Raw genomic sequence first — 24,373 nt, 5'->3', positions numbered from 1 at the left:
CCGGGCTACCGACCCGTCGGATCGAGACGCGCTCAGTCCGCCGAAATCTCGCAGGTTCCCTCGTAGGCCACGTCCTCGACCGACTCGATCTCGGGATCGTCGCCACAGACCGGACAGGCCGGGTTCGGTTGTACGGGGACCGTCTCGAACGTCATGGCCATCGCGTCGTACATGAGGAGGCGTCCCTCGAGGAGATCGCCCTTCTCGAGCAGGCACTTCACCACTTCGGTGGCCTGGATACAGCCGACGGTACCGGGGAGGACGCCGAGCACGCCCGTCGTGGCGCAGTCGGGGACGGTGCCGGGTTCGGGGGCCTCGGGGAAGATACAGCGGTAGCAGGGCGGGTCGTCGTCGCCGGATCGCTCGTTCGTGAACGTCGTCACCTGCCCCTCGAAGCGGTAGATCGCGCCGTGGGCCAGCGGCGTCTCGGTGAGCACGCAGTGATCGTTGAGCAGGTACCGGGTCGCGAAGTTGTCGCTGGCGTCGAGGACGACGTCGTAGTCGCGGACCAGGTCGGCCACGTTCTCGGTGGTGAGGCGGGTCTCGTAGGTCTCGACGTCCACGTCAGGGTTGAGCGCGGCCACGTAGTCCGCCGCGCTCTCCACCTTGGGCTTGCCGACGTCGGCGTCGCCGTGGACGATCTGTCGCTGGAGGTTCGATCGCTCGACGACGTCGTCGTCGACGATGCCGAGTCGGCCGACCCCGGCCGCCGCGAGGTACTGGATCGCGGGCGAGCCCAGTCCTCCCGCCCCCACGACGAGGACGTTCCCCTCGAGGAGCCGTTGCTGTCCCTCGGGACCGATCTCGTCCATGATCACGTGTCTCGAGTAGCGATCGAGTTGGGTCGCGTCGAGGCGCAGGTCGCTCATACGTCTCCGTTGGGCCGAGTCGGGCAAAAACCCGCGGGTCGATCGCCGCTCTCGAGGCGTTCTCCCCGACCGATCGAGTCGGTGACCTGTCCGGAACCATGAGGAAGGTTTCTCGGCCTTCCCAATCATTTAATAGTATGGTGTGCTTTGACACACCTATGGCAACCTCACCCAACGATGCCGGTGACGATGTCCTCGATCAATTCCTCTCGGATCGCGGTCACACGGTAGAACGAATCGGGTGGGAGCAAGAGTATAACAAGAAACAGTGTCCCGAGTGCGGCGGGCTCCACGACCCGTCCGCGTCCACCTGTGCCGTCTGCGGGTGGGAGCCGACCCGGTAACCCCGCGAACCGATCGACTCCGTTTTCGCCAGGGTCTGCCGGTTTCGCCGCCGGTTTCGACCCGGCCTAACGCCGGCCCGGATAGCGCGCCGGTCGACTTCGACTGTTTTCAGCCACCAACAGGCGACACAATTATAACTCGCTCAGTTACTACAGGAAACGCACAGGACAATGCCGGAATGCCAGAACTGTGTGCGTTCGTGACCGACGCCTACGCGCGCGTCTTCACGCCGCCGGATGTCGACGATCCCCGTGTCTGTCCGGACTGTCAGGACAGGATCCGTGACGGTGCCGACGTTCGAACCGCCCGTTCGTCCCGGAATCCCTGATACGGACTGCTGTACCGAGGTACCGGCCCGATCGGACGGATCGCGGGCGTGCTGGAACTGGCGTCCAGCAGTCCGTCCGACGCACCGCTCCCGGTCGATCACGACGCGTCGAACAACGCGCCGTACGTTTCTATCGTCGTCAACCCACGTGACTTATGGGTATTGCGACCCTGAACAGGGATAATGGCTACCACGGAGACGAAGGTGACCCGGCTGTTCGGAGGCCCGGGCAGCGGGAAGACGACCGCCCTGCTCGACCACGTCGAAGAAATCCTCGAGGAGGACGGCGTTACTTTTCGGGACATCCTCGTCGTCTCGTACACGCGAGCGGCTGCACAGGAGGTTCGCGAACGACTGGCCGAACGGCTCGACGAGAGTCCCCGCGCCCTGCAGGGGAACGTCTGTACGATGCACGCGAAGGCCTACGAACTCCTCGATCTCTCTCGTAGCGACGTGATCGGCGAATCCGACAAGGAGGAGTTCTGCGAGGACTTCGGACTCGAGTTCGAGGACGAGTACAGCGGTGCCGGTCGGCGCACCGCCCGCTCGACCACGATCGGGAACAAGATCATCGCCACCAGCCAGTGGCTCCAGCGGACAAGCCGCGACGTCTCGGACTGGTACGAGGTCCCCTTCCAGTGGGACGAAGAGGAAGTTCGCCTCCCGCCGGAGATCGACCCCCACGCCCAGGAGGGCAACAAGTACACACCGACCTGGCCCAGCGACGACGATCGAATCGACGTCCCCGAGGCGATCCGCGGCTGGCGCACCTACAAGGGCGAGCAGGGGAAGATCGGCTTCGCGGACATGTTAGAGCGCGTCAAACAGCGCTCCCTGCTCCCGAACGTCGACTACCTCGTGATCGACGAGTTCCAGGACATCACCACCCTCCAGTACGACGTCTACGAGGAGTGGAAGCCCCACATGGACCAGGTCCTGATCGCCGGCGACGACGACCAGGTCGTCTACTCCTGGCAGGGTGCCGACCCCGCGCTGTTGCTCGACGAGGTGGTCGACGAGGACATCATTCTGCCGAACTCCTATCGACTCCCCTCGAACGTGCTCAACGCGGTCAACAAGGAGATCCGCCACATCGAGCACCGCCAGGACAAGGACCTCAAGCCCCGTAAGGAGGGCGGGGCCGTCGAGGCCCGCGCGAACGCGTCGATGCTCGACGTCGTCCGCAACGTCCGGCGCACCCTCGTCGAAGGCGACGGGACGATCATGGTGCTGTTCCGGGCGCGCTACCAGATGTTCCAGTTCATCGACGAGTTCATCACGGAGGGGGTGCCGTTCACGTCGCTGACCGACCAGCGCATGTGGACCGATCGACTCACCCAGTACGTCCGGGCCGTCGAAGCGATCGACGAGGGCGAGGACGTCACCGGCCTGCAGGCTCGCCGTCTCGCGGACATGCTCCAGGACTCCGCGTTCGGCACGAACGAGCGCGACGAGTTCTTCGATACGATCGACGACCTCCAGGAGGAGGCTGACGTCGAGGATCTCGAGGACCTCACGGTCCCCGCGGACGTCGTCCAGGACCACGCCCCGTTCATGCCGGGTCCCGCCTCGGCGGCCGACATGGTCCGCAAGGTGACCAACTTCCAGAAGAAGAGCGTCCGCTCGTACTTCGCGATCGGCGAGTACCGGAACATGGACACCGATCGCGTCCGCGTCGGCACCATCCACTCCGCGAAGGGTCGCGAGGCCGACCACGTCTTCGTCGGCACCGACCTCACCGAGAAGGTCGTCGAGCAGATGGTCGCGACGGTGGACGATCCCGAGGCCGTCCCTGGCTGCGAGGAGTTCACCAAGACCACCTCGCCCGTCCCCGTGCTGACGGACAACGAACGGCGCGTCTTCTACGTCGGCATGTCTCGCGCCCGGGAACGTCTCGTGCTCCTCGAGAACCTCGTCGACGGCGCGCCGACGCTCCCGATCGACGTCCTGCTGAAGAACCGCCTGACCGACATGACCCTCGAGGAACTGATCGAGGACGCCCAGCAGCCGGCCGATCCCGGGGGCGACGAGGTCGAAGCCGAAGCGCCGTGACCGGCGGCGACGACACGCTCGAGGCGGCGCTGACGACGGAACTCGACCCCCGCGAGGCGGTCGCGTTCGCCCACGCCGGCCCCATCTGGGACCCCGCGATCCGGTACTGCCTGTCGTCTGCCGAGCCGTCGGCTCTCGGCGATCGGCCGCGATCGATCGGGGGCGTCGCCCTCGCGTTCGACGGGACCGACTGGATCACGGAACGGAGCGATCGATCGGCCGGTCAAGCCGCTGCGACCCTCGCGTCCGGGCTGGCCGATCGGCTCGGTCCGGGAACCGTCCGCAGTCCGGCCCGGATCCCGCACGACGCGGCGCTGTACCTCGAACAGGCGGGATTCTCGCTCGTATCGACCGACGTGGTCGCGCGAACGCGGGCGACGAAGACGGACACCGAGCGCGAGGCCGTCGCCGCTTCGCAGGCGACCGCGGGCGAGGGACTTCGTCGCGCCGCGGCGGTGCTGGCCGACGCGACGATCGAGGACGGCCGACTCGTGGCCGACGACGCGGCGGTGACGCCCGATCGACTGCGGCGCGCGGTCGACGGGGCGATCGTCGCGGCGGACGGCGTTCCCGATGCAAACACGACGATCGCGGCACCGGACGGCGACGCGGCGCTCGAACCGGGTGTGCCGATCGTCGTCGCGACCGCGCCGCGCGGACGATCGGGCTACCACGGCGGCCTCGTTCGCACGCTCGTCGTCGATAGCGAGGGCGGAACGGAGCGGCGGGCACACGTCGCGGTGACGCAGGCGTTCCGGTCCGTGCAATCGATGCTCATGGCGGACGCCGAGTCCGTGACCGCGGTGGAAGCGGACCTCGAGGCCGAGATCCGCGGGTTCGGCTTCCCCGACGAACCGGTCGAGACGCAGGTTGCCGGGGTCGGCCTCGAACCCGCCGAACGGCCCCGCGACGGGGGCGACGAGGTCGGACCTGGCTCGGTGGTCCGCATCGAGGCTGCCGTCGAGTTCGACACCGATCGGTGGATTCGACTCGCCGACGCGCTCGCCGTTCGCGACCGCGAGGTCGAGTGGCTCGACGCGCCCTCGCGATCGATCGAACCGACGGCGATGCTCGAGTAGCCGCGGTGCGTCGTCAGTCGGGGGATAGCCGTCGCGGAAGGACCTGTCCCCAGACGTGCTTGTCCAGGAGTCCTACCGTCATCGGTTCCTCGACCGCAATACAACAGGAGAGTCGCGGGTAGCCGAACCGGACGGCCGCGGCGTCGTGCCAGTGAGTCGGTTCCGGTGCGGGATCGACCTCGACGGTGCAGGTCGAACACAGTCCCCGGCCGCCGCAGTTGGCGTGCTGCGACAGCGTCCCGTAGACCCGAAACCCGCGGTCGAGCAGGGCCTCACGGAGGTTCACCCCGCGTTCGACTTCGACGATCGTTTCCTCGTCGCCGTCGATGACCCGTACCGGGATTCGCTCTTCCATAGCTTCCGGTACGTCCCGGCAGTACGTGACCCCTTCCCCCGTCGGTGGTCGCCCCATCGTGCGGGATCGGTGGCTCCTCACTCGTCGGACTCGGGGTCCGATTCCGGCTCTTTCACCACTTTCCCGAAGACCCGCTTCACGACGAGTTCCGGAACGTCACCCGGCGTCGTCAGCCGCTGTTGGACGACGACGAGCAGGATCGCGAGCGCAACCAGTGCGCCCCCGATCAGCGTCTCTCCCTGGAGCAACAGCAGATCGAGTCCGGCCAGCGCCGCGGGGAGCGCCAGCACGAGGACGCCCGCGAGTTTGATCGTGTCGATGATGCCTCCCATTGCCCCCCGCTATGCGGAGTCCGGTCAAAAACGCGACGACTGGTGACCGGCGATCTCCCCGTTCGAACGTAACGAAATCGTTACGCGTCCCTCGTTCGGAACGTCTTTATTCGTCGGCTGTCATCTCCGAGTATGTTCACGGGAATCGTCGAGGAGACCGGCGAGGTCGTCGCCCGCGATCGAACCGCGGACGGCCTGCGCCTTCGGATCGGGGCCGACGAGGTTGCGACGGGCCTCGAACACGGCCAGAGCGTCAGCGTCAGCGGCGTCTGTCTCACCGTCGAGCGGTACGAAGAGAGCGAGTGGTTCGAGGTTTTCCTCGCGACCGAGACTGTCGAGCGCACCTATCTCGGCGACCTCCACGAGGGTGACGCGGTGAACCTCGAGCGTGCGATGCCCGCCGAGGGCCGGTTCGACGGCCACGTCGTGCAGGGCCACGTCGACGCGGTCGCCACGGTCTCGGCGATCGAATCGGTCGAGGAGGACTGGTACTTCGAGTTCGAACTGCCCGCGGGGTACGATCGCTACGTCGTCGAGAAGGGATCGATCACCCTCGACGGGATCAGCCTCACCGTCGCGGACCTGGACGACGGGGATTCGTCGCCGACGAACCGAGCGGAGGACGGCGACACCGCCGACGCGAACGCCCGCGTTACCGTGGCGATCGTTCCGACGACCTACGACCTGACGACGCTGTCCGAGAAGACCGTCGGCGATCCCGTCCACCTCGAGGTCGACGTGCTCGCGAAGTACGTCGAGCGCCTCCTCGAGGCCCGGTTCGACGCGTAACTATCAGGCGCCCGGAATTCCGAACGCACCGACCCCGAGACTCAGTACCGAGTTGAGGACGAACAGGATCCCGAGTGCGGAGAGCCAGGCGACGAATCCGATGGCCGCCGCGCTCACCCAGCCACCCGGATATCGCCGGTTGATGACCCAGATCCAGGCCACCAGCGCGATGAGCGGCCCGACGAGCGGGATCCAGGACGTCAGCGCCCACGCGATCGCACCGACGAGTGCCGTAACGATCGCGTGCGAGTAATCATCGACGTCGGCGACGACGCTCGCGCTGATGTGTATCGCTGCCCCGCCGACCAGTAACGCGACGAGGAACGCGACTAGCGAACCGATAACTGGAACCATTGGCCCGTATTTCTCGTCCGGCTAGAAGTATCCGACGATCCGATCACGCTCGGCACGACAGTTGTCACCGCTGTGAGGGCTCGAACTCGGTGAGTTCCGACGTCGGCGGTTCGCCGGTGTCGTCCCGGGTCTCGCGGTACGTGCGACGGTAGCGGGCGAGTTTCCGGTAGAGGTAGTAGCCGATCGCGGCGTCGTAGACGATCACGTAGCCGACGAACGCGAGGCCGTCGCCGATCGGGTAGGTCGCGGCGATCGCTCCGGGTACGATGCCGACGGTGACGTTGTACGTCGCGTGGACGAACGCAGCAACGAGCAGCCCCTTGACGACGAGCGGGCCGGCGTACCCGGGGTTGAACTTCGCCAGCCCGAGGTAGTAGCCCGCGATCGCGGAGTAGATCACGTGTCCAGGGCCGACGAGCGCGCGGACGGTCGCGATGCCGGTCGCGGCGGTGACCGTCCCGACCTGTGCCGCCTCCACCGTGCCCGCGATGTAGATCGCGTTCTCGATGGCGGCGAAGCCGAGGCCGGCGACCGCGCCGTAGACCGCGCCGTCGACCACCGCCCTGAAGGAGTCGCTCCGGTAGGCGAACACGCGGACCGCGAGCAGTTTGACCGCCTCCTCGACGGGGCCGACGATCAAGTAGAAAAAGAGAATCGGGCCGACGTACGCGATCGGCTGCAGGATCGGGGCCATCACCGAGTTCACGACGGCGGCGAACGTCGCGAAGAGCACGGCCAGGAGGAACGTCGCGACCAGCAAGCCGAGCGGTTCGCTCGTCGTGATGTCGGTGTACCAGATGAAGGCGGCGAGCAACGCCGCCGGGACGATCGAGAGCCCGAAGAACGCGCCGAGCCACGGATCCTCGACCGCGAGCGTGATCGGCTGGACGAGCAGTGCGAGCGTGATCGCGGCCGCCACGCCGAGGACGATCGCCCGCAAGCCGTAGCTGATCGCGCCGTAGATCGAGTACGCGAGACCGTCGACTGCCGATCGCGGCTCCCACGTCGAGACGTCGTAGAGGTCTGTCGATCCGTCGCTCGCTCGTTCGACCGGGTCGCGCCTGCGCTGCATGTGTGGCCCCTACGGTGGCGGGTCCAGTAAGCGTTCGGCGTAATCGTCCCCGATCGACCGGCGTTCGAGGCGAGCGAGACCCCGATCAATCCGCGTTCGAGACGATCGTGGCGCTCGTCGCGACCCTAGTATGATATTGACTCTCATGATACGTATAAGGACGATGCTTATGTTTCGTCGTTCGCGATGACCGACAATCATGTACAGTGGCAGCCGTGGGATTCTCTACACCGCACCGCCGACACCGACCGACGAGACGGACGACGAGACCGACGCGGAATCGACGGCGGAAGCGGGGGTCCGCGCCGCGGCCCCGACGGAGACGACCGAGCGTTCGCCCGCCGACGACTGATCGACGATCGGCGGGCCAGTTTGGGACCGGCGGGTTCGGTCGCGATCCGGACTCGGAATCCACAAAGGCGTCCCGTGCGAACCCGCCGGTATGCACTTCGACCAGCGAACACAGCGGGCGCTTCGGGACGTCGGCCTGGAGACCGACGACCTGCAGGCCGCCTCCGAGGCGATCGTCGAGGCCGTCGCCGAGGACGCGGCGGCGCTCGAGACGTTTTTCGACGAGCACGGGACGGTCTACTCGGACATGGACATGGCCCACTCGCGGGCCGAGTTTCCCGAACACGACGTCGAGACCCTGGATCTCACGACCCACGCCGACGAGATGCGCGGCTGGCTCCGGTTCGACACGTGGGGCGTGTACGTCGAGGATGGACGGCTCCTGGACGATGGCTCCGTCGAACTGACGCTCGGGCCGACGATCCACGATCGGGTCCGATTCGCGGCCGATCGGGAGACGCTCCGGTGATCCCCGTGCAGGGAGCCAGTCGACCGCGAGCGGAGGGACGACCATGATCACCGTTCGCGTCCGCGGCATCTACACCACCGCGCTGACCCACCTGCTGGACGAGAACGGCTTCGAGGTCGTCCAGGCCTCCGATCCGATCGAGGAGCGGTTCGACTCGTCGTTCGAGTCGACTCCCGCGGACGTCTCGATCGAGACGGCCCGCGACAGGCAGGGGCTCTCGGTTTCGGGGACTCCCGACGCCGTCGCGTCGGTCGTCGACCAGTTCGACTCTCTCGCGATCGATACGTTTTACTGGGACGCCGCGGCCCCTCGCGGCGCTGTCTTCGACGGCGACGTGATCGAGGCGGACGGCGGCGGCGGTGCCGTCGTCGACCTCGGCGACGGCCGCCGCGGCTACCTCGACTACGACGACGTCGACGGCTACGTCGACACCGGGAACCGCTACCGCCTGCAGGTCCACGAGTCGGCGCCCCCCTGGGACGACGATCGGCCGCGGGTCGTCCCCTCGCTCGAGGTCCAGGGTGGCCTCTGTACCCTTTCGCGGGATCGGAACGGCGTCTCGGCGGCCCTCCGCGGCGAGCGGGCTGACGAACTCGTCGGGATGACCGATCTCCTCTCGACCGACGTCCCCGAGGGGTGGGGACTGCGCTGGCAGCCGAGCGCGGCCGACGCGGACCTCGATGCGATGGGGACCGCGCTCGATCGGGCCGTCGACCGCGCCGCGGCGCTGGAGGACGCGCTCGCCGACGCCCCGGACGAACCCGGCGATCCGGGACGGCTGGCCGCACCACGGCGAACCGTCTGGTTCTGGTTCGGCCGCGAGTCGCGGTTCGCGCTCGACGAGGCCCGACGGGCGGTGACCGCGACGATGGCCGGTCACCACCGGACGAAGGCGGCCGATCGAGCCGCGAGCGCGGCGGTGGACTTCGCGGAGGCGGTCTGTGGCTCCGCGGGGTCGGGGTCCGGCGGCGACGGCACCGACAGATTCCCGTTCGCCGCCGTCACCGGCCAGTTCGGCCCGACGACGGGCGATCGGATCGAGATCGGCCACGGCAAGCCCGACGGCCGACTCATCTCGCTCGGCCGCGGCGAGGTGACCGATTGGGCCGGCGACGGTTCGGTGACCGTCGAGCGATCGATGCGCGGCGGCGGGACCTACGACGCGCTCGGCACGCCGAAGGAGAGCGGCGACGTCGCCGTGACGAAGTTCCGCGAGGGCCGGTGGTGGTATCCGACGACCTACCGGGACGCCGAGGGCACCGCGAAGGGAACCTACGTCAATATCTGCACCCCGGTCGAGTTGTTCCCCGACTGCGCCCGGTACGTCGATCTCTACGTCGACGTGATCCGCAAACCCGACGGGTCGGTCACGATCGTCGACGAGGACGAACTCGAGGCGGCGGTCGCCGACGGACTGGTATCCGAGGACCTGGCCGAGAAGGCGACGACCGTCGCGACGGCAGTCGAGCGGGCGCTGTCGAAGTGAGTCGGCGGCGCGCAGGTAGCGCAGGCCTCTCCGATCGGGCGGAATCGACGAACTCCGGCCGTCCGCGATCCCGGTCCTGCTCGGGGACGGCCTCGCTCCGTTCGACGGATCCCCGTCCGACGGATCCGGTCCCGATCGGGAACTGGCACTCATCGAGTCGGTCGCTCGCGAGAACGGCATCGTCGAACTTCGGTACGCCGTCGGAGAAACCCGAGGGGGTGGTCCTGTCGAACCCCTCGATCGACGATAGGGTTCGCACGTCGTGCTGAATAGAAAGCGCGAACGTCGCACGAGATCCGGGTCGATTTGCGTCGACGATGATCGCTCAGTACAACCACCCTAGTTCCCACTATTGAGTTCTAATCTGTCCCAAATCCAGAGAATAGCGATCGCCACCGGAACGGAAACTACCGCAATATAAGCGGTGCCCACGGAGATGTTAAACGGCACACAGCCGTACCCTTCACAAACTCCCAACAGAACCATCGTCTCGTGTGCAAGATAGAAGAACGTATCAAAACCGATAATAGCAATCAACGGAAGGACGACGAGCCACACGCATACCAATCGAAGGTAATATTCAACATCCGGATTTCGAAACATCATTCTACTACATTACAGAACTTATCTAATATTTTCTGTAGACGGTGCTCAGTAGGTTTAGCGTGAAACAGACGGAGTCATCGTACCAAATGCATCCTCTGGGCCGTGTTTAGGCGAGTGGATTTGAGGGATAGGGAGGGTTCTCGGGCGGAGTAGCTACAGAAGATTCAGAAATGGGGTGACGTGCAGCAACTCGTTTCGATCACTTCGTCGTTGCAACCGTTCTATCGAGGATGGAGAAACACGTCGTCTCGGGCCATGGTCGACACCCTCGACGGTGACGCGCAGATACTGGCCGGAGGCAAACCATAGAACTGGTCTCCGAGCGTCCAAACAAGTTCCATCCGCTGTATTCAGCAGGCCGTTTGTGCCAGCCACCGAGGATCTCAAGGCCCCGTCTGCTCCAAAACGGTCTGCCGCCGGCGCCACGTGAAGGGATTATCTCGCTCGACCACCGAGGATCTGTATGCAGTGGTGCGACCAGCCACCGAGATCGGCCGAGAACGAGAGTGTGAGGGCCAGGACCCGAAGCCCGAAGGGGCAAGTGACGTGACCGACGACCGACTCCCGGCCGAACACCTCTCGCCGCTCGCCACGCTCGTCGACGAGGTACTCGTGGGTGTCGGCTACGAGGTGGCGGCCGCCACCGACGCCATCGACGACGCTGTCCCCGGCTACGGCGGTCTCTTCGACCCCGATACTACCCCAGACGAGTTGCGGCGCGCGCTCGAAAGCCTCCTCGCGTCGGGACTCACCCGACCATCCGTCCCCGAACCGGCGGACGACACGTTCGTCCTCTACGTCGACGGCAGTTCGCGCGGCAACCCCGGCCCCGCGGGTGCGGGTGCCGTCATCGTGGACGCCGCGGAGGACCAACTCGCCCGTCTCGGCCGCCCCGTCGGCTCCCGGACGGGGAACAACACCGCCGAATACGTCGCCCTCCAGCTCGGACTCTCCGAACTGTTGGCTCGCTACGAGCCACGCAGGCTAGACGTCCGCATCGATTCGATGACGGTCATCCGAGACGTCTGGGGTGGCGACGACCCGACGGAACCGGGCGTCGAGACGTACAGCGAGGCAGTCACGGCAGCACTGTCGCGCATCCCGGACCACCGGTACACGCATCTGGCCGACAGCGACCCGAACCCCGCCGACGCACTGGCGACAGTGGGGGCCGATATCGCGGCCTTTGGACCCGGATAGTAGCGTTACGCCGCGTGACATCCGAAATCCCCGGCTCCGTTGAAACCCGCAGAAGCTACTAGAACCCACGTGCTGACTACCCCGCTGTATTTCAGCACGCTGTCTTTGATGAGAACGAGAGCGGTCCTCATCCGCCAGCGATGCCGGTAGCCGTCCGTTCGCCGAAACGGATCGACGATCTCACTCCAGATCGGCGGCGTACTCGTCACCGGCCCGCGCCGCCAGCCGAGCAACCCGGAGCGGTTCCGGGCGACCCCCGTCGGGGGTAAAGGCGCGAACGATCTCGCGGGCCTCGTCGGCGTTGCAGCCGAGGTGTCTGACGTAGACGGTCTCGCCGTCGACCGACACGTCGCGACGGTCGGGGAGCGATCGGTACAGGTCCAGCCGCTCCCGGAGTTCGGGTCCGGAAAACGCGTCTCTGAGGCCAGCCTCGAGACCGTCGCTCGCCTCGAAGGTCACGGCGAGGACCGGCCGCTCGGCCGCCCCGTGGATCCGCGAAAGATCGAATACGTTGTACCACGCCGGGGCGACGGCGCCGAGCAGGACGTACCGGACGTCCGGTCGCCCGAGGTCGTCGATCAGCGACTCGACTGCCGCCGTCGCGTCCGTGCCGCCGACGGTGCACGTCGCGTACCCCAGTCCATCGACGACGCGATCGCGACGGACGACGGCACCCGCGAACGTACTGCGATCGGCACCCGCGTCGTCACCGCGAAACGATTCGGCGACGCCCAGCGCCCGCACCCCGGGCTTCATTCGGTCTCAGCCGTCGTCTTTGATCTCCTTGAGCCGATCGAGGAGTTCGTCGCTCGACGCGCCGTTCTCGAACTCGATCGAGCCGTCGTGACTGTTCTCCGAGGATTGTATCGCGTCGTCGTCGTCAAAATCAGCGTCGACCTCCTGTTGCTCGGATTCGTCGTAGCTCCCGAATCCCATACGGATTCTACTTGGGGCTTGCGATAGAAAAATCTCGTGGTTACGCGTTTCCGACAGTTTTCACCCTCACTGATACGTTTACGGCAGAACCTCACGACTTCGAGGCCGTCAAATCCTATCGAAATATCGACATACAGATTCGATCCTGGTCGATCGCCGCCGTCGATCGGACGGTACCGTTTTGCCGTCGGCTCACGACGGGCCCCGTATGGAGGTCCATCACGTCACCGAGGACGCGGAGACGTTCACCTGTAACGCCTTCCTGGTCGTGGGCGATCGAACGACGCTCGTCGACGCCGGCGCGTGGGACGGCATCGTCGACGAGATTCGCAGTCACACCGACGACGTGGACGACGTGGTGCTGACCCACCAGCACGGCGACCACGTCGCACAGCTCGAGGCCGTAGCCGAGGCGTTCGACCCCGACGTCTACGCCTACGCCGACCACCCGACGCGAACCCAGGCGATCGACGACGGGGGCACCGTCACGATCGGCGACGAGGAGTTCGACGTGGTGTACACGCCGGGTCACGCGGACGATCACGTCTCCTTCGTCTCCGAGACGACGCTGTTCTCCGGCGACGTGGTCGTCCACGACGACGGGGCCTTCGACTACGGCAGTTTCGGCCGGACGGACATGGCCGGCCAGTCCCGCGAGCGACTCATCGAGAGCATCGAGGACCTGCTCGATCGCATGCCGGAGGGCGTCGAGCACATGTACGCGGGTCACGGCGGCGTCTTCCACGGCGACGTTCGCGACGTCGTCGAGACGGCGCTGGAGCGAGCGGAGAAGCGCGAGCCGAAGTATCCGGACGAGTAGCGGGCTGAGGACGAGCGTGCGCACGGAACGGTTACCGGGACGTCACGCCAAACGCACGTCGCGAAACGTCACGAGACGGTCGCTCGTCGACGAAATAATCGAGAGGAGAAACGGCAGGCGGTTCGAACCGGGGCTCCGATTATGCGGCGCGGGGTTCCTTCGCCTTGGGGCGGAGGTTCCCGTAGCCGCACTTCCGGCAGTTGTCGGCTCGCTTCGGGTTGCGAGCGTTACAGCGCATGCAGATCATCTTCTCGAGGGAGCGCTTCTCGGCAGCGTCGAACTGAGCCATACCCGCCGGTTGGCCCGTGGCACATATAACCGCTGTGGTCCGGCGGTGCACCCGTGGACCGCCCGGAGGTGTGCCAGCGAACCGCCCGGCTACGTGCGCACACGTTACTCGTTGGCGAGATAGTCCTCCTGGACGGCGACGATCTCGCTCGAGTCCGCACACTCGCTGTAGCGCCGCAGGGGTTCCTCGTTTAGCGTCAGGAAGGTCTCGCCCCAGCGAAACGGCTCGAGCAGTTCCTCGGCCCGATCGCGCTCGCCGAAGATGCAGCAGGCGGCGGCGAGCGCTTCGACCGTCGTCAGCCGAAACGGGCGGCCGTAGTTGACGGGATTCGCGGCGACGAGGAAGGGGAGCGCCCGGTGGACGCCGTTCATCCGGAAGGCGGCTTCGCCCGCGGACTCCCACGAACAGTCAAGCGCGACCAGCGTGCCGAGCCCCTTCTCGGCGTCGGCCGGCGAGAGCGCCTGCTCGGCGTGGGGGTTGAGGACGACGCCGTAAGGCACCTGGCCCATGTTCCGGTGGAGGATCGCCTCGTCGAACTTCTCGAGGCGGCGGGCGGTGCACTTGTCGGGGTCGTCGTCGCCCTCGTAGTAGACGTGACACTCCACACCGGGACTACGATCGGGGACGGAAAAAGACAGTCGATCCGGTCACTGCACGCACTCGAGTCCATTACACCCTCGGAATCGACCCGATCACCCCTCGTGGATCGTCTCCCCGCGGTTGAGTTGCTGGGCGATCGCGAACGTCTGCTCGGCCTCGCGACGCGTCGGGAAGTGGGCGGCCATGTAGCGGGCGGTCGCGATCAGCGGCACGCGGCGGCGACGCTCGCGATCGATCGACGCCTCCGAGGAGTCCGCGGCGTCGCTTTCGACGGCGAGATCGAACTGCCGGAACGCCGCCTCAACGTTCTGGAGCGTGTGGAAGCCGGCGTCCTCGCGCAGGAGACCGCGACCGAGCGTGCGCTTCAGGGCCGCGGGTTCGCCACCCGAATCGAAAAACTCGGCCACGAGTCGGCCCGCCTCGTTCACCGCGCCCTCCCTGTCGAACGTCTCGAGGAGGGCCTCGAGCACCGCGTCGGGATCGCGATCGGTCTCGTGCTCGCCGGGGTCGGGGATCGGCGCGGGCGGCGTGTTGAGGAACCGATCGAGGTAGACGTTGAGCGCCGCGTCGAAGACGCCGCGGTAGCACTCGATCGCGTCGGTTCGGCGGGCGAAGCCGTGGACCGCGTTCGCGTAGGTGAACGTGTGGTGGACGGTGTCCCAGTCGGAGAACTCGTTCGCCGTCCCGAACTGGGCGACGCGGGTCGCGGCGGCGTGAGCCACCTCGCTCGCGAGGTCTTCGGTCGTCGCGCCCGAGCGGATCGCGTCCGCGAGCGCGTCGACGATCGCCTCGGGGTCGTCGCCGAGTACCGTTTCATGGAAGTCCTCGGACGGCGTCCATTCCGTCTCGTCAGTTCCCTCCGTCCCCTCCGCCACGAGGTCCGCGAGGCCGCTCGTCTCGGTGACGTCGCCGCCGTAGACGTCCTCGAGCAGGGCGACGAGGTCGATCGGCTGTCGCCACGCGGACTGCTCGTCGCTCCGGGTCGCCGTGACCAGGGGTTCGACCAGTGCCGCCAGGGTGTCGTCGGCGGTGGCCCAGCCCACGTGGTCGAGGCTCTCGAGGGCCGTGTTCGCGAAATCGAGCACGTGCCCGGTCGAGAGGTACGGGTGGTCGGTCGCCGCGGCGACGAGCAGTTCCGCAATCTCGGCCTCCGAGTAGCCCGACGCGACGGCGGTGCGAAGACAGCGTTCGGCACCGTCGGCGTCGCGAACCTCGACGCAGTCGCGGAACCACGACTTCAGCCGATCGAAGTCGACCTCGCTCGTCGAGAACGACGGCTGGTCGAAGTGCGGCGGTTCGCTCGCGCAGTCGTCGGCGACGTGGCGAACGCCGGTGTACAGCGCGCGCTTTCGATCCTCGGGATCGAGATCCGCCATCACGTTCGCCATGCAGCCGAGGATCGTCAGCCCGCGGCCCCAGCCCGAATCGCGGTACCGGGTGCCGAATTCGAGCGTCACCGCCATCGGCTTCCGGTAGTCGACGCCGGCGTCGAGGAGGCCGATCGACGACTTCGCGGCGACGAGGCGGAGGTTCTCCTCGAGACCGGTCTCGAGGCGATCGGTCCAATGCTCGGCTGGCGGCCGGTCGCGCTCCGGGTTCGGGTTCACGTAGACGACGCCGTCGCGGATCTCGGTCGGGTACGTCCGGACGTCGTCCGCCCAGGGGTCGAACGTGTCGCCACAGGAGAGTTCGAATCGCGCGTGGTGCCAGTGACAGGTGAGGATCCCCTCCTCGACGGTCCCCTCGGAGAGGGGAAACCCCATGTGCGGGCACCGGTTGTCGACGACCCGGACCTCACCCTCGTGGTAGAAGGCGGCCAGCGGCGTCCCGTCGATCGAAACCTGCGTGCGGCCAGCCTCCTCGAGATCCGAAAGCGGTGCGAGTTCGTGGAAATCGTCCGTCGTCGCCATGTGCCAGTTGTCGGCACAGACCGGTGTAAACGTTCGCTGAACCAGGATTATGTAGCGTATCGTATGATTCCGGCCGATCGAGTGACGGCGACACAAACGCGCCACGTATAGGCCTCCAAGCCGTCACAGCCGCGGCCGGTGGAGATACGTAGCCGGTATTCGAAGCACGCGTATGCTCGAATCGGGAGAGAGCGCGCCGACGTTCGAACGGCCCGCGGCCGTCGACGGCGAGGTTCGGCGCGCGACGTTCGACGAACTGATCGGAGACACGGCCGTCGTGGTCGTCGTGTTTTACCCGGCGGATTTCAGCCCCGTCTGTACCGACGAACTCTGTTCGCTTCGCGACTTCGACCTGTTCGGCCTGCAGCCGGACGTGTCGATCGTCGGGGTTTCGACCGACTCGGCCTACAGTCACCGCGCCTTCGCCGAGCGAAACGACCTCGACTTCCCGCTCGTCGCCGACGGCGACGGGTCGATCGCCGACGCCTACGGCGTCCTCGAAGACGAGGGCCTGGACGGCCATCGAACCGTCGCCCGCCGATCGGTGTTCGTCCTCGACGCCGATCGAACCGTGCGATACGCGTGGACGGCCGACGAACGGGAGGAACTGCCCGATCTCGAGGCGGTTCGATCGACGATCGAGTCGGCCTCCGACGACGACACCGCGGTCGAGCGCTACCGGGTCGCCCACCGCTGGTACCACGAGGGCCGAGAGGCGTACACCCAGGGACACGCCGCGTTCGTCGAGGAGGACTGGCTGTCCGCTGCCGCGTCCTTCGAGCAGGCGGTCGACCCGCTCTCGGAAGCGATCGAGGCGTTCGACGCGGCCCGGCGATACGCCACGGACGATCGGGTCCGCGAGGCGGCGGCGACGGCCAACGAACAGGCGACCGACCGGCGCAACGCCTCGAAGTGGTACGCGGAGGCGGCCAGACGGTACGGGAAAGGCGACGTCGAGACGGGCGACGACTACCGCGCCGACGCCGATCGACTCCACGCCGTCGTCGACCGACGGGACGATCCGGCCCATCCGGACGCCCTGGTCGATCGTCTCGCGGAGTGACGGGCAGCGTCATATACTTTTCCCGCCGGCGACGAATCGTCCGGTATGGCCACCGACGCAACGGGGCTCGTCCGACGCTACTACGACGCACTCGACGACCACGACTACGAGGCGCTCGCGGACGTGCTCGCATCCGATTTCGCCCAGCGCCGGCCCGATCGGACCTTCGAGAGCCGCGCGGCGTTCGTCCGGTTCATGCGCGACGAGCGGCCGAACCCGGACACCCGTCACGAACTGGACGCGATCGTCGCTGCCGACGGGCGAGTGGCGGTCCGCGGCCGCGTGATGGACGAGAGCGCGACGGACGGCGACCGCGAGCGCCGCGCCCTGTTCGAGTTCGCCGACTTCTTCGAACTCGAGGGCGATCGGATCGGCAAGCTCGAGACGTACTCCCGGTGACGATCGGTCACTCGTCGCGGCCGCCCTCGTCGGCTCCATCGGTCCCCGTCTCCCCTTCGGCGGCCATCTCCGCGGACGCCGAATCACCACCGGTGCCCTCGAGTGCGTCCGCGGGAGCCGATTCGCCGGTGTGGCCGCGGGCGAAGGAATCGATAGTGAGTTTCGCGCCGCCGAGGACGACGGGACCGATGAAGAGGCCGACGGCCCCGAAGGCGACGAGACCGCCGAAGATGCCGACGACGACGATCGCGGAGTTGAACGCGCTGGTCTGGCCGATCAGCGCCGGACGAAGGTACGAATCGGAGAAGGTGACGAGCAGGCCGTAGACGACCATCGCCGCGCCGGCGGTCGGCCGCCCGACGGCGAGGAGATAGCCCGCGGCCGGGATCCAGATCCCGAACGCGCCGACGAGCGGGAGCAGCGTCAGGACGAACGTGGCGACGGTGAGGAAGACGACGGCGGGGACGCCGGCGATCGCCAGACCGACGCCGAGCATCACCGCCTGGATGGCCGCGACGGCGACGTTCCCGACGACCGAGGCCCACATGAGCTGATCCAGTCCCTCGCGAAGGTCGACCAGGATCCGGTCGTCGACCGGCAACACCCACTGGAACCAGTCGACGAGGCGCTCCCCGTCGCGCAACAGGGCGAAGAGGACGAACAGCGTGACGGTCAGCCCGATGAACAGTCTCGGCAAACTCCCGGCGAAATCGACTGCCCCCGTCGCAATCTGCTGGAGCGCCGTCGCGATCCGGCCCTGGTTCGCTTCGTACACGGCGACGACGTCGACGGTGTACCCGTTGGTCTCGAGAACCGCCTCGACCGTCTCGACGTCGATGTCGCCTTGCCTGATCGCGGGGACGACACCGAGAGCCTGTCGGACGGCGATCGTGACGACGTAGATGAGCGGGAGCAGGACGACGAGCAACGTCGCCACGACCAGGAGGATCGCCGCGACCGTCGGCCTGACGTACTGCTCGAGGCGTCGCTGCACGGGAAACAGGATGTACGCGAGAACGACGCCGAACAGGACGTACTGGAGATACGGCAGGAGCACGAACAGTGCGAGGAGCCCACTCACCAGGGCGATCGCGGTCAGTCCGGGCTGTTCGAGGATCCAGTCGGGCGGCGTGGGCCGATCGGGCATGGACGGGGATTCGTCGGCCCGATGAATTAGTCCACTGATATGATGGGGTACTCCACCAGTGTGGATGGACGACACCGAACGACGGCACGACGGCTCAGCGCCGAGTAGAAAACGAGCCGGGGCGGTCTCGGATGGAACCCAGTACCCGTTCAGTAGACGACCACCCAGTACCCGTTCAGTAGACGACCACCCAGTACCCGTTCAGTAGACGACCACCCAGTACCCGTTCAGCAGACGACCACCCAGTACCTGTGCCCGTTGGAGCAGGAGACGGCCGTCTGTTCACCGTACGCTGCGACCGAGTGGCTGACCCTCAGTTCGGCGTTCTCGTCGGGGATCGATACGCGCGTCCGCTCCGCACACTGCGGACACTCGACGGCCCGCGTCGCTATCGTTTGCATATGCTATCGCCATGTTATCATACTACGTAGAGAAGCATAACCCCGTTCTCAAGCGAACCGAACCGATTCCCGGATCTGACCGCCGTTGTCGCGTCGCGACAGCGCGTGCGGCCGATCGATCTCAGGCCGAGCAGTTGTTCGGCCCGAGTTCGAGTTCGGTCCGCTCTTCGGGCGGTTCCGCCGTAGCACCGCGGTTCAGGTCGATGATCTCCTCGAAGTTCGCCGGCTTCTCGCCCGCGTCGGCCAGCCGATCGACGAACGCCTCCTCGTCCAGCGCGAGCGCGTCGATCCCGGTCCGGGCCTCGCCGATCGTGGTGGTGATCGGCTCTCCCGGCTGGCCGTGTCCGAACCGGCCGTCGCTCGTGACCGTGACGTGGCCCGGCAAGACGGCGACGGAGTCGGGTTCGGCGAGGATCGTCCGGTGAAGCGTCTCGTAGAGCATTCGCGCCCCTTGCTCTCCCTCGTCCTCGCTAAACTCGAGTTCCGTCCGTCCCGTCGAATCGACGTGCAACGTGTCGGCGGTCAACAGCGCCGCGTCGTCGACGAGCAGGTTGATCATCTCGCTCGTGTGGCCCGGGGCCGCGATCGCCTTGACCACGCGGTTCCCCACCGTAAGGACCTCGTTCCGCTCGAGCGGCCTGTACTCGAATTCGACCCCCCGCTCCTCGGCTCGATCGCCCAGGTAGTAGGGCACGTCGAGTTCGGCGGCCAGTTCGCGACCGCCGGAGACGTGATCGGCGTGGACGTGCGTGTCGACGACGCCGACGATCGTGAGCCCCTGCTCCGCGGCCGCCGCCGTGAACTCGTCGGTGTCGGCCGTCGGGTCGACGACGATCGCGTCACCGGTTTCGGCACAGCCGACGAGGTAGCTCAGACAGCCCTTCGCGCGCCGCTGGAGTTGAACCACCGTCAGGTCGTCCGCGACGTCGATGGCGACCCGATCGTAGACGCCGCTCCAGCCTTTCATCCCGCCGTCGACGGCGTTGACATCGAACTCGTCGGTCGCCGAGTCGAGCTGGGTCGCGAGGTTCCCCGACGAGAGTCCCTTCGCACAGATGGTGATCACCCGATCGGTGTCACCGACCAGTTCCGTCAGATCCTCGAGGCGACCGTCGACGTCCTCCTCGGGACCGAACGGGAAGTGAACCGCGTCGGTGACGTGCCAGGACTCGTAGCTGTCCTCGGGCCGCGTGTCGACGAGGACGAAGTCGGCGTTCTCGTCCTGCAGTTCCGCCAGCCGATCGGGCGAGAGCGTGGTGACCATGCCGATCGGTACGACGCCACGTCACGTAATACCACAGTTGGGTACGGACCTGTTGGAGGACCGCAATCCCTTCGCGCCGCCGGAACGGTTCAGTTGGCCCCCACTCAGCGGACGGTCTCGAAGCCGGTACAGTCACTCCGAGATGACAATCACTACGGAACTCCACGCCCAACTCGGGACCACGCATGTCATCGATTCGCCGCCTGTTCCGGGGCCTGTTCGGCAGCGTCGTCGGAATCCTGGTCGTCGGGCTCCTCGCGACGATCGTCTTTACCGTCGCGATCTTCGTCGTCTCGACCGGCGCCGGACTGGCCGGCTACGAACCGAGCGCCGACTACGTCGTCCTCTCGGCGGCCCTCGTCGTCGTCGCCGTCATCCTGACCGGCGGCTTCACGCCGCGACTCTCCGATCGGGAGGCCGAGGACGACCCGGCGGACGAGTTCGACGATCGGACGTTCAACTGACGGCGGGCAGTGCCGAGACGCGGCCGAAATTTGGGCCGATCGGGAGGATGTTTTAACTACCAACCGTTCGACGAACAGGTATGGACCTCTCCGATTCCGTCGGCGCCGCCGTCGCGGTCCTGCGACGTCGGCCGGCCGACCTGCTCCCGTTCTACCTGCTCGGAGCCGCGATTCCCGCGATCGTCCGGGTCGTCCCGTTCGTCGGACTGGTCGTCGGCTACCTCTACCTCGACGCGACGGGTCGACTCGCGACTGTCCGCGGTGAACTGGCGAGCCAGAACCTCGAACCGCCGGATCCGGAGGGCGATCCCGAGGCGTTCGAGGCGTGGGCGACCGGTCTCGAGCCGATCGTCGAACAGCTGTTCACGCCGGCGATCGGTGCCCTCGTCGCAGTGGTGCTCCTCGTGAGCCTGCTCGTGCTCATCGTGCTGTACGCGGTCGTCGGTGCCGCCCAGATGGCGGCCTGCTACGGCCGACTGCGCAACAATCGCGGCCTGATCGCGGGTCTCGCCGGCGGGCGACGGTACTGGCTCCGGTTCCTCGGGCTCTACCTGCTCGAGGTCGTCCTCTGGCTCGTCGTCGCCGGTGCCGTCGTCGGTGCGACGGTCCTGCTCGGTGGCGTCGCGGGCGCTGCGATCGGGCGGGCCGCCGTCCTCGTCGCGCTTCCCGCCGTACTGGTCGGCGTCCTGGCGATCGCCGCCGTCCGGGCCGTCTTCGCGTTCGCGCCGGTCGCCGTCGTCGTCGACGACGTCGGGATCGGCGGCTCGCTCTTCCGGACTCTCGGCTTCGTGCGCCACCACCCGATCGCCGCCGGCTTCTACTACGTCGTCTCCGCCGGCTCGTTGATCGCGTTCTCGACCGTGACCGGGGTACTCGCGCTCGTCGACGTCGTCAGCGTCGGCGGGCTCGTCACCGCGGTGCTGGTGTTTCCCGTCCTCGACCTGCTGAAAACGGGGCTGTACACCGACGGTCGGGGACGGCTCGAACCACCCGCCGCTCCCGATCGATCGCTCCGGAGCCAGCTCGTCGACGGCGTCCGGACCGGCTGGGCCGAACTGGTCTCGTTCGTCCGGTCGGCGCCGCTGACGCACGCGTTCGTGGTCGTCCTCGCCGTCGCCTCGTTCTGGGTCGGCTGGGAGGGAGCGGCGCCGTTCGCCGACGCGTTCGAGACGTCGATCAGCGCCCGTCTCGAGGGGCACGTCCCGCCGGCCGCGGCCCTGGAGTTCTTCGCCAACAACTGGCTGGTCGCGATCACCACGGCCTACGCCGGGTTCGCCCTCGCGGTCCCGGCGCTCGTCTCGCTCGTGTTCAACGGGCTCGTGATGGGCGTCTACGCCCAGACGGAGGTCGCCCCGACCGAACTGGCGGCGTTCGTCGCTCCGCACGGGATCCTCGAGATTCCCGCTATCTTCGTCGCCACGGCGCTCGGGTTCTCGCTCGGCGCCGTCGCCGCCCGCGTTCCGCTCGGGGAGATCACCCGATCGGAACTCGCCGACGCCCTCGAACGGGCGTTCTGGGTGCTCGTCGGTATCGGCCTCCTGCTCGCGATCGCGGGATTCGTCGAGGGGTTCGTCAGTCCGTACTACTATCACCTCTTCCGCTAGCCGACGCTGAGAGGGAGTGCGCTTTTTATCGATCCGACCGACGACTCGCCTATGGCACTTCAAAAGAACGTCGGCGGTCTCGATCGACTCGTCCGCGGCGTACTCGGCGTCGTCCTGCTCGGCGTCGCCGTCGGCGCCGCGATCGGGGGCCGGCGGACGGTCGGAGTCGTGGCAGGAATCGTCTCGATCGGACTGCTGGTAAACGCCGCGACGCAGTTCTGCGGGCTGAACGCCGTGCTCGGGATCGACACCTGTTCGCGGGACGCGGACACCGGCCCCTGACCGCTCGCGAACCGCTCACTGGTAGGCCTCGAACTCCTTCCCGAACAGGAGGAAGTACGCAGTACCGCCGAGCCCGATCGCGGTCGCGATCGTGAACGCGAGCGTTGGCGACCCGGCGAACGCCTGCGCACCCGTCAACGGGTTCGCGAACCCGCCCCAGATCAGGCCGCCGAGCGCGGCGCTCGGGATGACGATCAGGTTTCGCAGGAGGTAGTAGGCCCCGGTGACGCGCCCGCCCGCCCCCGCCTCGGCCGGGCCGACGATCAGCGCCTTGTGCGCGGGGAGGCCGGCGAAGCGCAGCCCGGAGAACGCAAAGAGCACGGCGAGGACGGCGGCGCTCTCCGGCGCGGTGATGAGCAGGACCGGGAACACCGCGTAGACGACGAAGCCGAGCGCGACGACCGGTTTGAGGCCGACCCGTTCGGCCGCAAGCGCCGCGGGGAACATCACGAGCAGTGCGACGAGCATCTCGAGGCCGAGCAGGACGCCGAAGTACGACTGGGGCGAGAGCGCGATCGTGCCGACGGCGGGGACGGAGACCGTGAGACCCACCTCGAGGAACCGCGTGACGACGATCACGAAGAAGACGTAGACCATCCCGTTGGCGAAGCGAACGAGCGTGTCGCCGACGAGCAGGGGGCGCAGTTCGTCGGGCATCGCCCGGAGATCGGTGAGCAACTGCGAGATCCCCTCGAACTCCTTCCCGATGCTGTCTTCGGCGGCCTCGTAGAGGGCGTGCTGGACGACGGTCCCGAGCACGCCGAAGACGAGCGCGACGACGAGGATCAGCTGGAACGCGAGCACGACGTCGCTGTCCGTCGAGCCGAACGGGAAGAACAGCGCGGCGGCGATCAGGGGCCCGACGAGGAAGGCCGTCCGGCGGAACGTCTCCGTCGACGCGAAGCCCGCCGCGAGCCGCGAGGGCGGGACCGCCTGTTTGACGATCGCGTACGTCGCGCCGAGCCCGAACGACTTCCAGGCCTGGGCGAGGATCAGGCCGAGAAAGATCGCGACGATCGCGAGCGAGGTCGGGCCGATCGACACGTCCGCGAGAAGCGGCGCGGCGAGCCAGACCCCGAAGCCGAGCGTCGAACACAGCCCGAACGCCGTGAGCGCGTACCGCGAGCCGATCCGATCGGAGATCGCACCGCCGGGATACGGGTAGACCGCGCTGATGACGTTCCCGAACGTGCCGAAGAGACCGACGACGAACGCCGTCGCCCCGAGCGCGGACATGTACTCGGCCATGTATCGGCTGGTCATCTGGAAGCCCAGGCTGAACGCGAACATCGCGAGCGAGAGCACGAGGACGTCCCGCTCGAGCGCGAAGAACTGGCGGAACGCGTCGAGCGGATCGATCTCCTCCTCGCGGGCCTCCTGCTCGAGACTCATACGGGGCAATGTCTGCTGGAGGGGCTTTGCTCTTGTTCCCGTCCGCTCCCGAGCGACGAGCGATCCGCCCCGTCCGTAGCCGGCACAAATATCGAACCAATAAAGACCGGCGGGT

The 24,373-nt window shown here is 67.1% G+C and carries 28 protein-coding genes and 1 pseudogene; 15 read left to right on the top strand and 14 right to left on the bottom strand.

Annotated elements, in window-relative coordinates; genetic code table 11:
* Positions 1–32: 32 nt before the first annotated feature.
* Positions 33–869, bottom strand: coding sequence for an SAMP-activating enzyme E1 (gene ubaA, locus AC6I6X_RS19330; RefSeq protein WP_497932189.1), 837 nt, complete (start codon positions 867–869; stop codon positions 33–35).
* A 158-nt stretch (positions 870–1,027) separates the two neighbouring features.
* Between ubaA and AC6I6X_RS19325 the strand changes: the two genes are divergently transcribed.
* The 4 genes and pseudogenes from AC6I6X_RS19325 to AC6I6X_RS19310 all read left to right on the top strand — a co-directional run bounded on the left by AC6I6X_RS19325 (position 1,028) and on the right by AC6I6X_RS19310 (position 4,673).
* On the top strand, positions 1,028–1,213 hold the full coding sequence (locus AC6I6X_RS19325) for an HVO_0416 family zinc finger protein (RefSeq protein ID WP_497932188.1): 186 nt from the start codon (positions 1,028–1,030) through the stop codon (positions 1,211–1,213).
* 171 nt (positions 1,214–1,384) lie between these two features.
* Positions 1,385–1,542 (top strand): annotated as a pseudogene (locus AC6I6X_RS19320) (DUF7563 family protein).
* Between the two features lie 183 nt (positions 1,543–1,725).
* Positions 1,726–3,594, top strand: coding sequence for a UvrD-helicase domain-containing protein (locus tag AC6I6X_RS19315; protein ID WP_497932187.1), 1,869 nt, complete (start codon positions 1,726–1,728; stop codon positions 3,592–3,594).
* Positions 3,591–4,673 (top strand): M24 family metallopeptidase, encoded by a 1,083-nt coding sequence (locus AC6I6X_RS19310; protein ID WP_497932186.1) that lies wholly within the window; start codon positions 3,591–3,593, stop codon positions 4,671–4,673. The genes AC6I6X_RS19315 and AC6I6X_RS19310 overlap by 4 nt, the downstream gene beginning before the upstream one ends.
* Positions 4,674–4,686: 13 nt before the next feature.
* On the opposite strand, the gene AC6I6X_RS19305 is transcribed toward AC6I6X_RS19310, so the two are convergent.
* Both AC6I6X_RS19305 and AC6I6X_RS19300 read right to left on the bottom strand, forming a co-directional pair.
* The gene (locus AC6I6X_RS19305; RefSeq protein ID WP_497932185.1) at positions 4,687–5,028 is read right to left on the bottom strand and encodes a 2Fe-2S iron-sulfur cluster-binding protein; all 342 of its coding nucleotides are present in this window, start codon (positions 5,026–5,028) and stop codon (positions 4,687–4,689) included.
* 77 nt (positions 5,029–5,105) lie between these two features.
* Positions 5,106–5,360 carry a DUF7533 family protein gene (locus tag AC6I6X_RS19300; protein ID WP_497932184.1) on the bottom strand — a complete coding sequence of 85 codons (255 nt, stop codon included), beginning with the start codon at positions 5,358–5,360 and terminating at the stop codon, positions 5,106–5,108.
* A gap of 132 nt (positions 5,361–5,492) precedes the next feature.
* Here AC6I6X_RS19300 and AC6I6X_RS19295 point away from each other — a divergent pair, with 132 nt between their 5' ends.
* Complete coding sequence (locus AC6I6X_RS19295; protein WP_497932183.1) at positions 5,493–6,149, top strand: riboflavin synthase; 657 nt, start codon at positions 5,493–5,495, stop codon at positions 6,147–6,149.
* Positions 6,150–6,152: 3 nt separating this feature from the next.
* Here the strand turns inward: AC6I6X_RS19295 and AC6I6X_RS19290 are convergent, their stop codons facing one another.
* Positions 6,153–6,503, bottom strand: a complete 351-nt coding sequence (locus tag AC6I6X_RS19290; protein WP_497932182.1) for a hypothetical protein — start codon at positions 6,501–6,503, stop codon at positions 6,153–6,155.
* A gap of 64 nt (positions 6,504–6,567) precedes the next feature.
* On the bottom strand, positions 6,568–7,575 hold the full coding sequence (locus AC6I6X_RS19285) for a PrsW family intramembrane metalloprotease (RefSeq protein ID WP_497932181.1): 1,008 nt from the start codon (positions 7,573–7,575) through the stop codon (positions 6,568–6,570).
* Between the two features lie 199 nt (positions 7,576–7,774).
* Between AC6I6X_RS19285 and AC6I6X_RS19280 the strand changes: the two genes are divergently transcribed.
* From AC6I6X_RS19280 to AC6I6X_RS19265, 4 genes are all read left to right on the top strand, one after another.
* Complete coding sequence (locus AC6I6X_RS19280; RefSeq protein ID WP_497932180.1) at positions 7,775–7,927, top strand: hypothetical protein; 153 nt, start codon at positions 7,775–7,777, stop codon at positions 7,925–7,927.
* Positions 7,928–8,017: 90 nt separating this feature from the next.
* A complete protein-coding gene (locus AC6I6X_RS19275) occupies positions 8,018–8,395 on the top strand; it encodes a DUF7532 family protein (protein WP_497932179.1) in 378 nt (125 codons plus the stop codon).
* Between the two features lie 43 nt (positions 8,396–8,438).
* Positions 8,439–9,881 carry a ribonuclease FAU-1 family protein gene (locus tag AC6I6X_RS19270; protein WP_497932178.1) on the top strand — a complete coding sequence of 481 codons (1,443 nt, stop codon included), beginning with the start codon at positions 8,439–8,441 and terminating at the stop codon, positions 9,879–9,881.
* A gap of 1,152 nt (positions 9,882–11,033) precedes the next feature.
* Positions 11,034–11,687, top strand: coding sequence for a ribonuclease HI family protein (locus tag AC6I6X_RS19265; protein ID WP_497932228.1), 654 nt, complete (start codon positions 11,034–11,036; stop codon positions 11,685–11,687).
* A gap of 180 nt (positions 11,688–11,867) precedes the next feature.
* Here the strand turns inward: AC6I6X_RS19265 and AC6I6X_RS19260 are convergent, their stop codons facing one another.
* Together AC6I6X_RS19260 and AC6I6X_RS19255 are read right to left on the bottom strand one after the other, a co-directional pair.
* Positions 11,868–12,443: an endonuclease dU gene (locus AC6I6X_RS19260; protein ID WP_497932177.1), complete on the bottom strand. Its 576-nt coding sequence runs from the start codon at positions 12,441–12,443 to the stop codon at positions 11,868–11,870.
* Between the two features lie 6 nt (positions 12,444–12,449).
* On the bottom strand, positions 12,450–12,623 hold the full coding sequence (locus AC6I6X_RS19255) for a DUF5786 family protein (RefSeq protein ID WP_497932176.1): 174 nt from the start codon (positions 12,621–12,623) through the stop codon (positions 12,450–12,452).
* Positions 12,624–12,831: 208 nt separating this feature from the next.
* Here AC6I6X_RS19255 and AC6I6X_RS19250 point away from each other — a divergent pair, with 208 nt between their 5' ends.
* Positions 12,832–13,443, top strand: coding sequence for an MBL fold metallo-hydrolase (locus tag AC6I6X_RS19250; RefSeq protein ID WP_497932175.1), 612 nt, complete (start codon positions 12,832–12,834; stop codon positions 13,441–13,443).
* Positions 13,444–13,582: 139 nt separating this feature from the next.
* Here AC6I6X_RS19250 and AC6I6X_RS19245 read toward each other — a convergent pair whose 3' ends face one another.
* The 3 genes from AC6I6X_RS19245 to AC6I6X_RS19235 form a co-directional block, all read right to left on the bottom strand.
* Complete coding sequence (locus tag AC6I6X_RS19245) at positions 13,583–13,732, bottom strand: 50S ribosomal protein L40e (RefSeq protein ID WP_497932174.1); 150 nt, start codon at positions 13,730–13,732, stop codon at positions 13,583–13,585.
* Between the two features lie 104 nt (positions 13,733–13,836).
* A complete protein-coding gene (locus AC6I6X_RS19240; protein ID WP_497932173.1) occupies positions 13,837–14,337 on the bottom strand; it encodes a DUF367 family protein in 501 nt (166 codons plus the stop codon).
* An 87-nt stretch (positions 14,338–14,424) separates the two neighbouring features.
* Positions 14,425–16,242, bottom strand: coding sequence for a Rieske (2Fe-2S) protein (locus AC6I6X_RS19235; RefSeq protein WP_497932172.1), 1,818 nt, complete (start codon positions 16,240–16,242; stop codon positions 14,425–14,427).
* Between the two features lie 172 nt (positions 16,243–16,414).
* Here AC6I6X_RS19235 and AC6I6X_RS19230 point away from each other — a divergent pair, with 172 nt between their 5' ends.
* Positions 16,415–17,305, top strand: coding sequence for a redoxin domain-containing protein (locus AC6I6X_RS19230; RefSeq protein WP_497932171.1), 891 nt, complete (start codon positions 16,415–16,417; stop codon positions 17,303–17,305).
* 45 nt (positions 17,306–17,350) lie between these two features.
* Entirely contained in the window at positions 17,351–17,704 is a 354-nt protein-coding gene (locus AC6I6X_RS19225; protein WP_497932170.1) for a nuclear transport factor 2 family protein, read from the top strand.
* A gap of 7 nt (positions 17,705–17,711) precedes the next feature.
* On the opposite strand, the gene AC6I6X_RS19220 is transcribed toward AC6I6X_RS19225, so the two are convergent.
* The 3 genes from AC6I6X_RS19220 to AC6I6X_RS19210 all read right to left on the bottom strand — a co-directional run bounded on the left by AC6I6X_RS19220 (position 17,712) and on the right by AC6I6X_RS19210 (position 20,516).
* Entirely contained in the window at positions 17,712–18,851 is a 1,140-nt protein-coding gene (locus AC6I6X_RS19220; protein ID WP_497932169.1) for an AI-2E family transporter, read from the bottom strand.
* Positions 18,852–19,078: 227 nt separating this feature from the next.
* On the bottom strand, positions 19,079–19,252 hold the full coding sequence (locus AC6I6X_RS19215) for a hypothetical protein (protein WP_497932168.1): 174 nt from the start codon (positions 19,250–19,252) through the stop codon (positions 19,079–19,081).
* A gap of 121 nt (positions 19,253–19,373) precedes the next feature.
* Positions 19,374–20,516, bottom strand: a complete 1,143-nt coding sequence (locus AC6I6X_RS19210; RefSeq protein WP_497932167.1) for an MBL fold metallo-hydrolase — start codon at positions 20,514–20,516, stop codon at positions 19,374–19,376.
* Between the two features lie 185 nt (positions 20,517–20,701).
* On the opposite strand from AC6I6X_RS19210, the gene AC6I6X_RS19205 reads away from it, so the two are divergent.
* The 3 genes from AC6I6X_RS19205 (at position 20,702) to AC6I6X_RS19195 (ending at position 22,866) form a co-directional block, all read left to right on the top strand.
* Complete coding sequence (locus AC6I6X_RS19205; RefSeq protein ID WP_497932166.1) at positions 20,702–20,980, top strand: hypothetical protein; 279 nt, start codon at positions 20,702–20,704, stop codon at positions 20,978–20,980.
* Positions 20,981–21,060: 80 nt separating this feature from the next.
* On the top strand, positions 21,061–22,584 hold the full coding sequence (locus tag AC6I6X_RS19200; protein ID WP_497932165.1) for a stage II sporulation protein M: 1,524 nt from the start codon (positions 21,061–21,063) through the stop codon (positions 22,582–22,584).
* A 51-nt stretch (positions 22,585–22,635) separates the two neighbouring features.
* Complete coding sequence (locus AC6I6X_RS19195) at positions 22,636–22,866, top strand: YgaP family membrane protein (protein WP_497932164.1); 231 nt, start codon at positions 22,636–22,638, stop codon at positions 22,864–22,866.
* Positions 22,867–22,881: 15 nt separating this feature from the next.
* Here AC6I6X_RS19195 and AC6I6X_RS19190 read toward each other — a convergent pair whose 3' ends face one another.
* On the bottom strand, positions 22,882–24,258 hold the full coding sequence (locus AC6I6X_RS19190) for an MFS transporter (RefSeq protein WP_497932163.1): 1,377 nt from the start codon (positions 24,256–24,258) through the stop codon (positions 22,882–22,884).
* Positions 24,259–24,373 lie beyond the last annotated feature (115 nt).

The sequence above is a fragment of the Halosolutus sp. YCN4 genome (assembly GCF_059736495.1).
The sequence above is the reverse complement of the archived record's forward strand: the minus strand, read 5'-3'. Positions and strand labels throughout refer to the sequence as shown.

What these genes read in the sequence shown, in the direction of transcription:
- ubaA (WP_497932189.1), bottom strand. Translation starts at nt 869, where the DNA reads ATGAGCGACCTGCGCCTCGACGCGACCCAACTCGATCGCTACTCGAGA.
- AC6I6X_RS19325 (WP_497932188.1), top strand. Translation starts at nt 1,028, where the DNA reads ATGGCAACCTCACCCAACGATGCCGGTGACGATGTCCTCGATCAATTC.
- AC6I6X_RS19315 (WP_497932187.1), top strand. Translation starts at nt 1,726, where the DNA reads ATGGCTACCACGGAGACGAAGGTGACCCGGCTGTTCGGAGGCCCGGGC.
- AC6I6X_RS19305 (WP_497932185.1), bottom strand. Translation starts at nt 5,028, where the DNA reads ATGGAAGAGCGAATCCCGGTACGGGTCATCGACGGCGACGAGGAAACG.
- AC6I6X_RS19300 (WP_497932184.1), bottom strand. Translation starts at nt 5,360, where the DNA reads ATGGGAGGCATCATCGACACGATCAAACTCGCGGGCGTCCTCGTGCTG.
- AC6I6X_RS19295 (WP_497932183.1), top strand. Translation starts at nt 5,493, where the DNA reads ATGTTCACGGGAATCGTCGAGGAGACCGGCGAGGTCGTCGCCCGCGAT.
- AC6I6X_RS19290 (WP_497932182.1), bottom strand. Translation starts at nt 6,503, where the DNA reads ATGGTTCCAGTTATCGGTTCGCTAGTCGCGTTCCTCGTCGCGTTACTG.
- AC6I6X_RS19285 (WP_497932181.1), bottom strand. Translation starts at nt 7,575, where the DNA reads ATGCAGCGCAGGCGCGACCCGGTCGAACGAGCGAGCGACGGATCGACA.
- AC6I6X_RS19280 (WP_497932180.1), top strand. Translation starts at nt 7,775, where the DNA reads ATGTACAGTGGCAGCCGTGGGATTCTCTACACCGCACCGCCGACACCG.
- AC6I6X_RS19275 (WP_497932179.1), top strand. Translation starts at nt 8,018, where the DNA reads ATGCACTTCGACCAGCGAACACAGCGGGCGCTTCGGGACGTCGGCCTG.
- AC6I6X_RS19270 (WP_497932178.1), top strand. Translation starts at nt 8,439, where the DNA reads ATGATCACCGTTCGCGTCCGCGGCATCTACACCACCGCGCTGACCCAC.
- AC6I6X_RS19260 (WP_497932177.1), bottom strand. Translation starts at nt 12,443, where the DNA reads ATGAAGCCCGGGGTGCGGGCGCTGGGCGTCGCCGAATCGTTTCGCGGT.
- AC6I6X_RS19255 (WP_497932176.1), bottom strand. Translation starts at nt 12,623, where the DNA reads ATGGGATTCGGGAGCTACGACGAATCCGAGCAACAGGAGGTCGACGCT.
- AC6I6X_RS19250 (WP_497932175.1), top strand. Translation starts at nt 12,832, where the DNA reads ATGGAGGTCCATCACGTCACCGAGGACGCGGAGACGTTCACCTGTAAC.
- AC6I6X_RS19245 (WP_497932174.1), bottom strand. Translation starts at nt 13,732, where the DNA reads ATGGCTCAGTTCGACGCTGCCGAGAAGCGCTCCCTCGAGAAGATGATC.
- AC6I6X_RS19235 (WP_497932172.1), bottom strand. Translation starts at nt 16,242, where the DNA reads ATGGCGACGACGGACGATTTCCACGAACTCGCACCGCTTTCGGATCTC.
- AC6I6X_RS19230 (WP_497932171.1), top strand. Translation starts at nt 16,415, where the DNA reads ATGCTCGAATCGGGAGAGAGCGCGCCGACGTTCGAACGGCCCGCGGCC.
- AC6I6X_RS19225 (WP_497932170.1), top strand. Translation starts at nt 17,351, where the DNA reads ATGGCCACCGACGCAACGGGGCTCGTCCGACGCTACTACGACGCACTC.
- AC6I6X_RS19220 (WP_497932169.1), bottom strand. Translation starts at nt 18,851, where the DNA reads ATGCCCGATCGGCCCACGCCGCCCGACTGGATCCTCGAACAGCCCGGA.
- AC6I6X_RS19215 (WP_497932168.1), bottom strand. Translation starts at nt 19,252, where the DNA reads ATGCAAACGATAGCGACGCGGGCCGTCGAGTGTCCGCAGTGTGCGGAG.
- AC6I6X_RS19210 (WP_497932167.1), bottom strand. Translation starts at nt 20,516, where the DNA reads ATGGTCACCACGCTCTCGCCCGATCGGCTGGCGGAACTGCAGGACGAG.
- AC6I6X_RS19205 (WP_497932166.1), top strand. Translation starts at nt 20,702, where the DNA reads ATGTCATCGATTCGCCGCCTGTTCCGGGGCCTGTTCGGCAGCGTCGTC.
- AC6I6X_RS19200 (WP_497932165.1), top strand. Translation starts at nt 21,061, where the DNA reads ATGGACCTCTCCGATTCCGTCGGCGCCGCCGTCGCGGTCCTGCGACGT.
- AC6I6X_RS19195 (WP_497932164.1), top strand. Translation starts at nt 22,636, where the DNA reads ATGGCACTTCAAAAGAACGTCGGCGGTCTCGATCGACTCGTCCGCGGC.
- AC6I6X_RS19190 (WP_497932163.1), bottom strand. Translation starts at nt 24,258, where the DNA reads ATGAGTCTCGAGCAGGAGGCCCGCGAGGAGGAGATCGATCCGCTCGAC.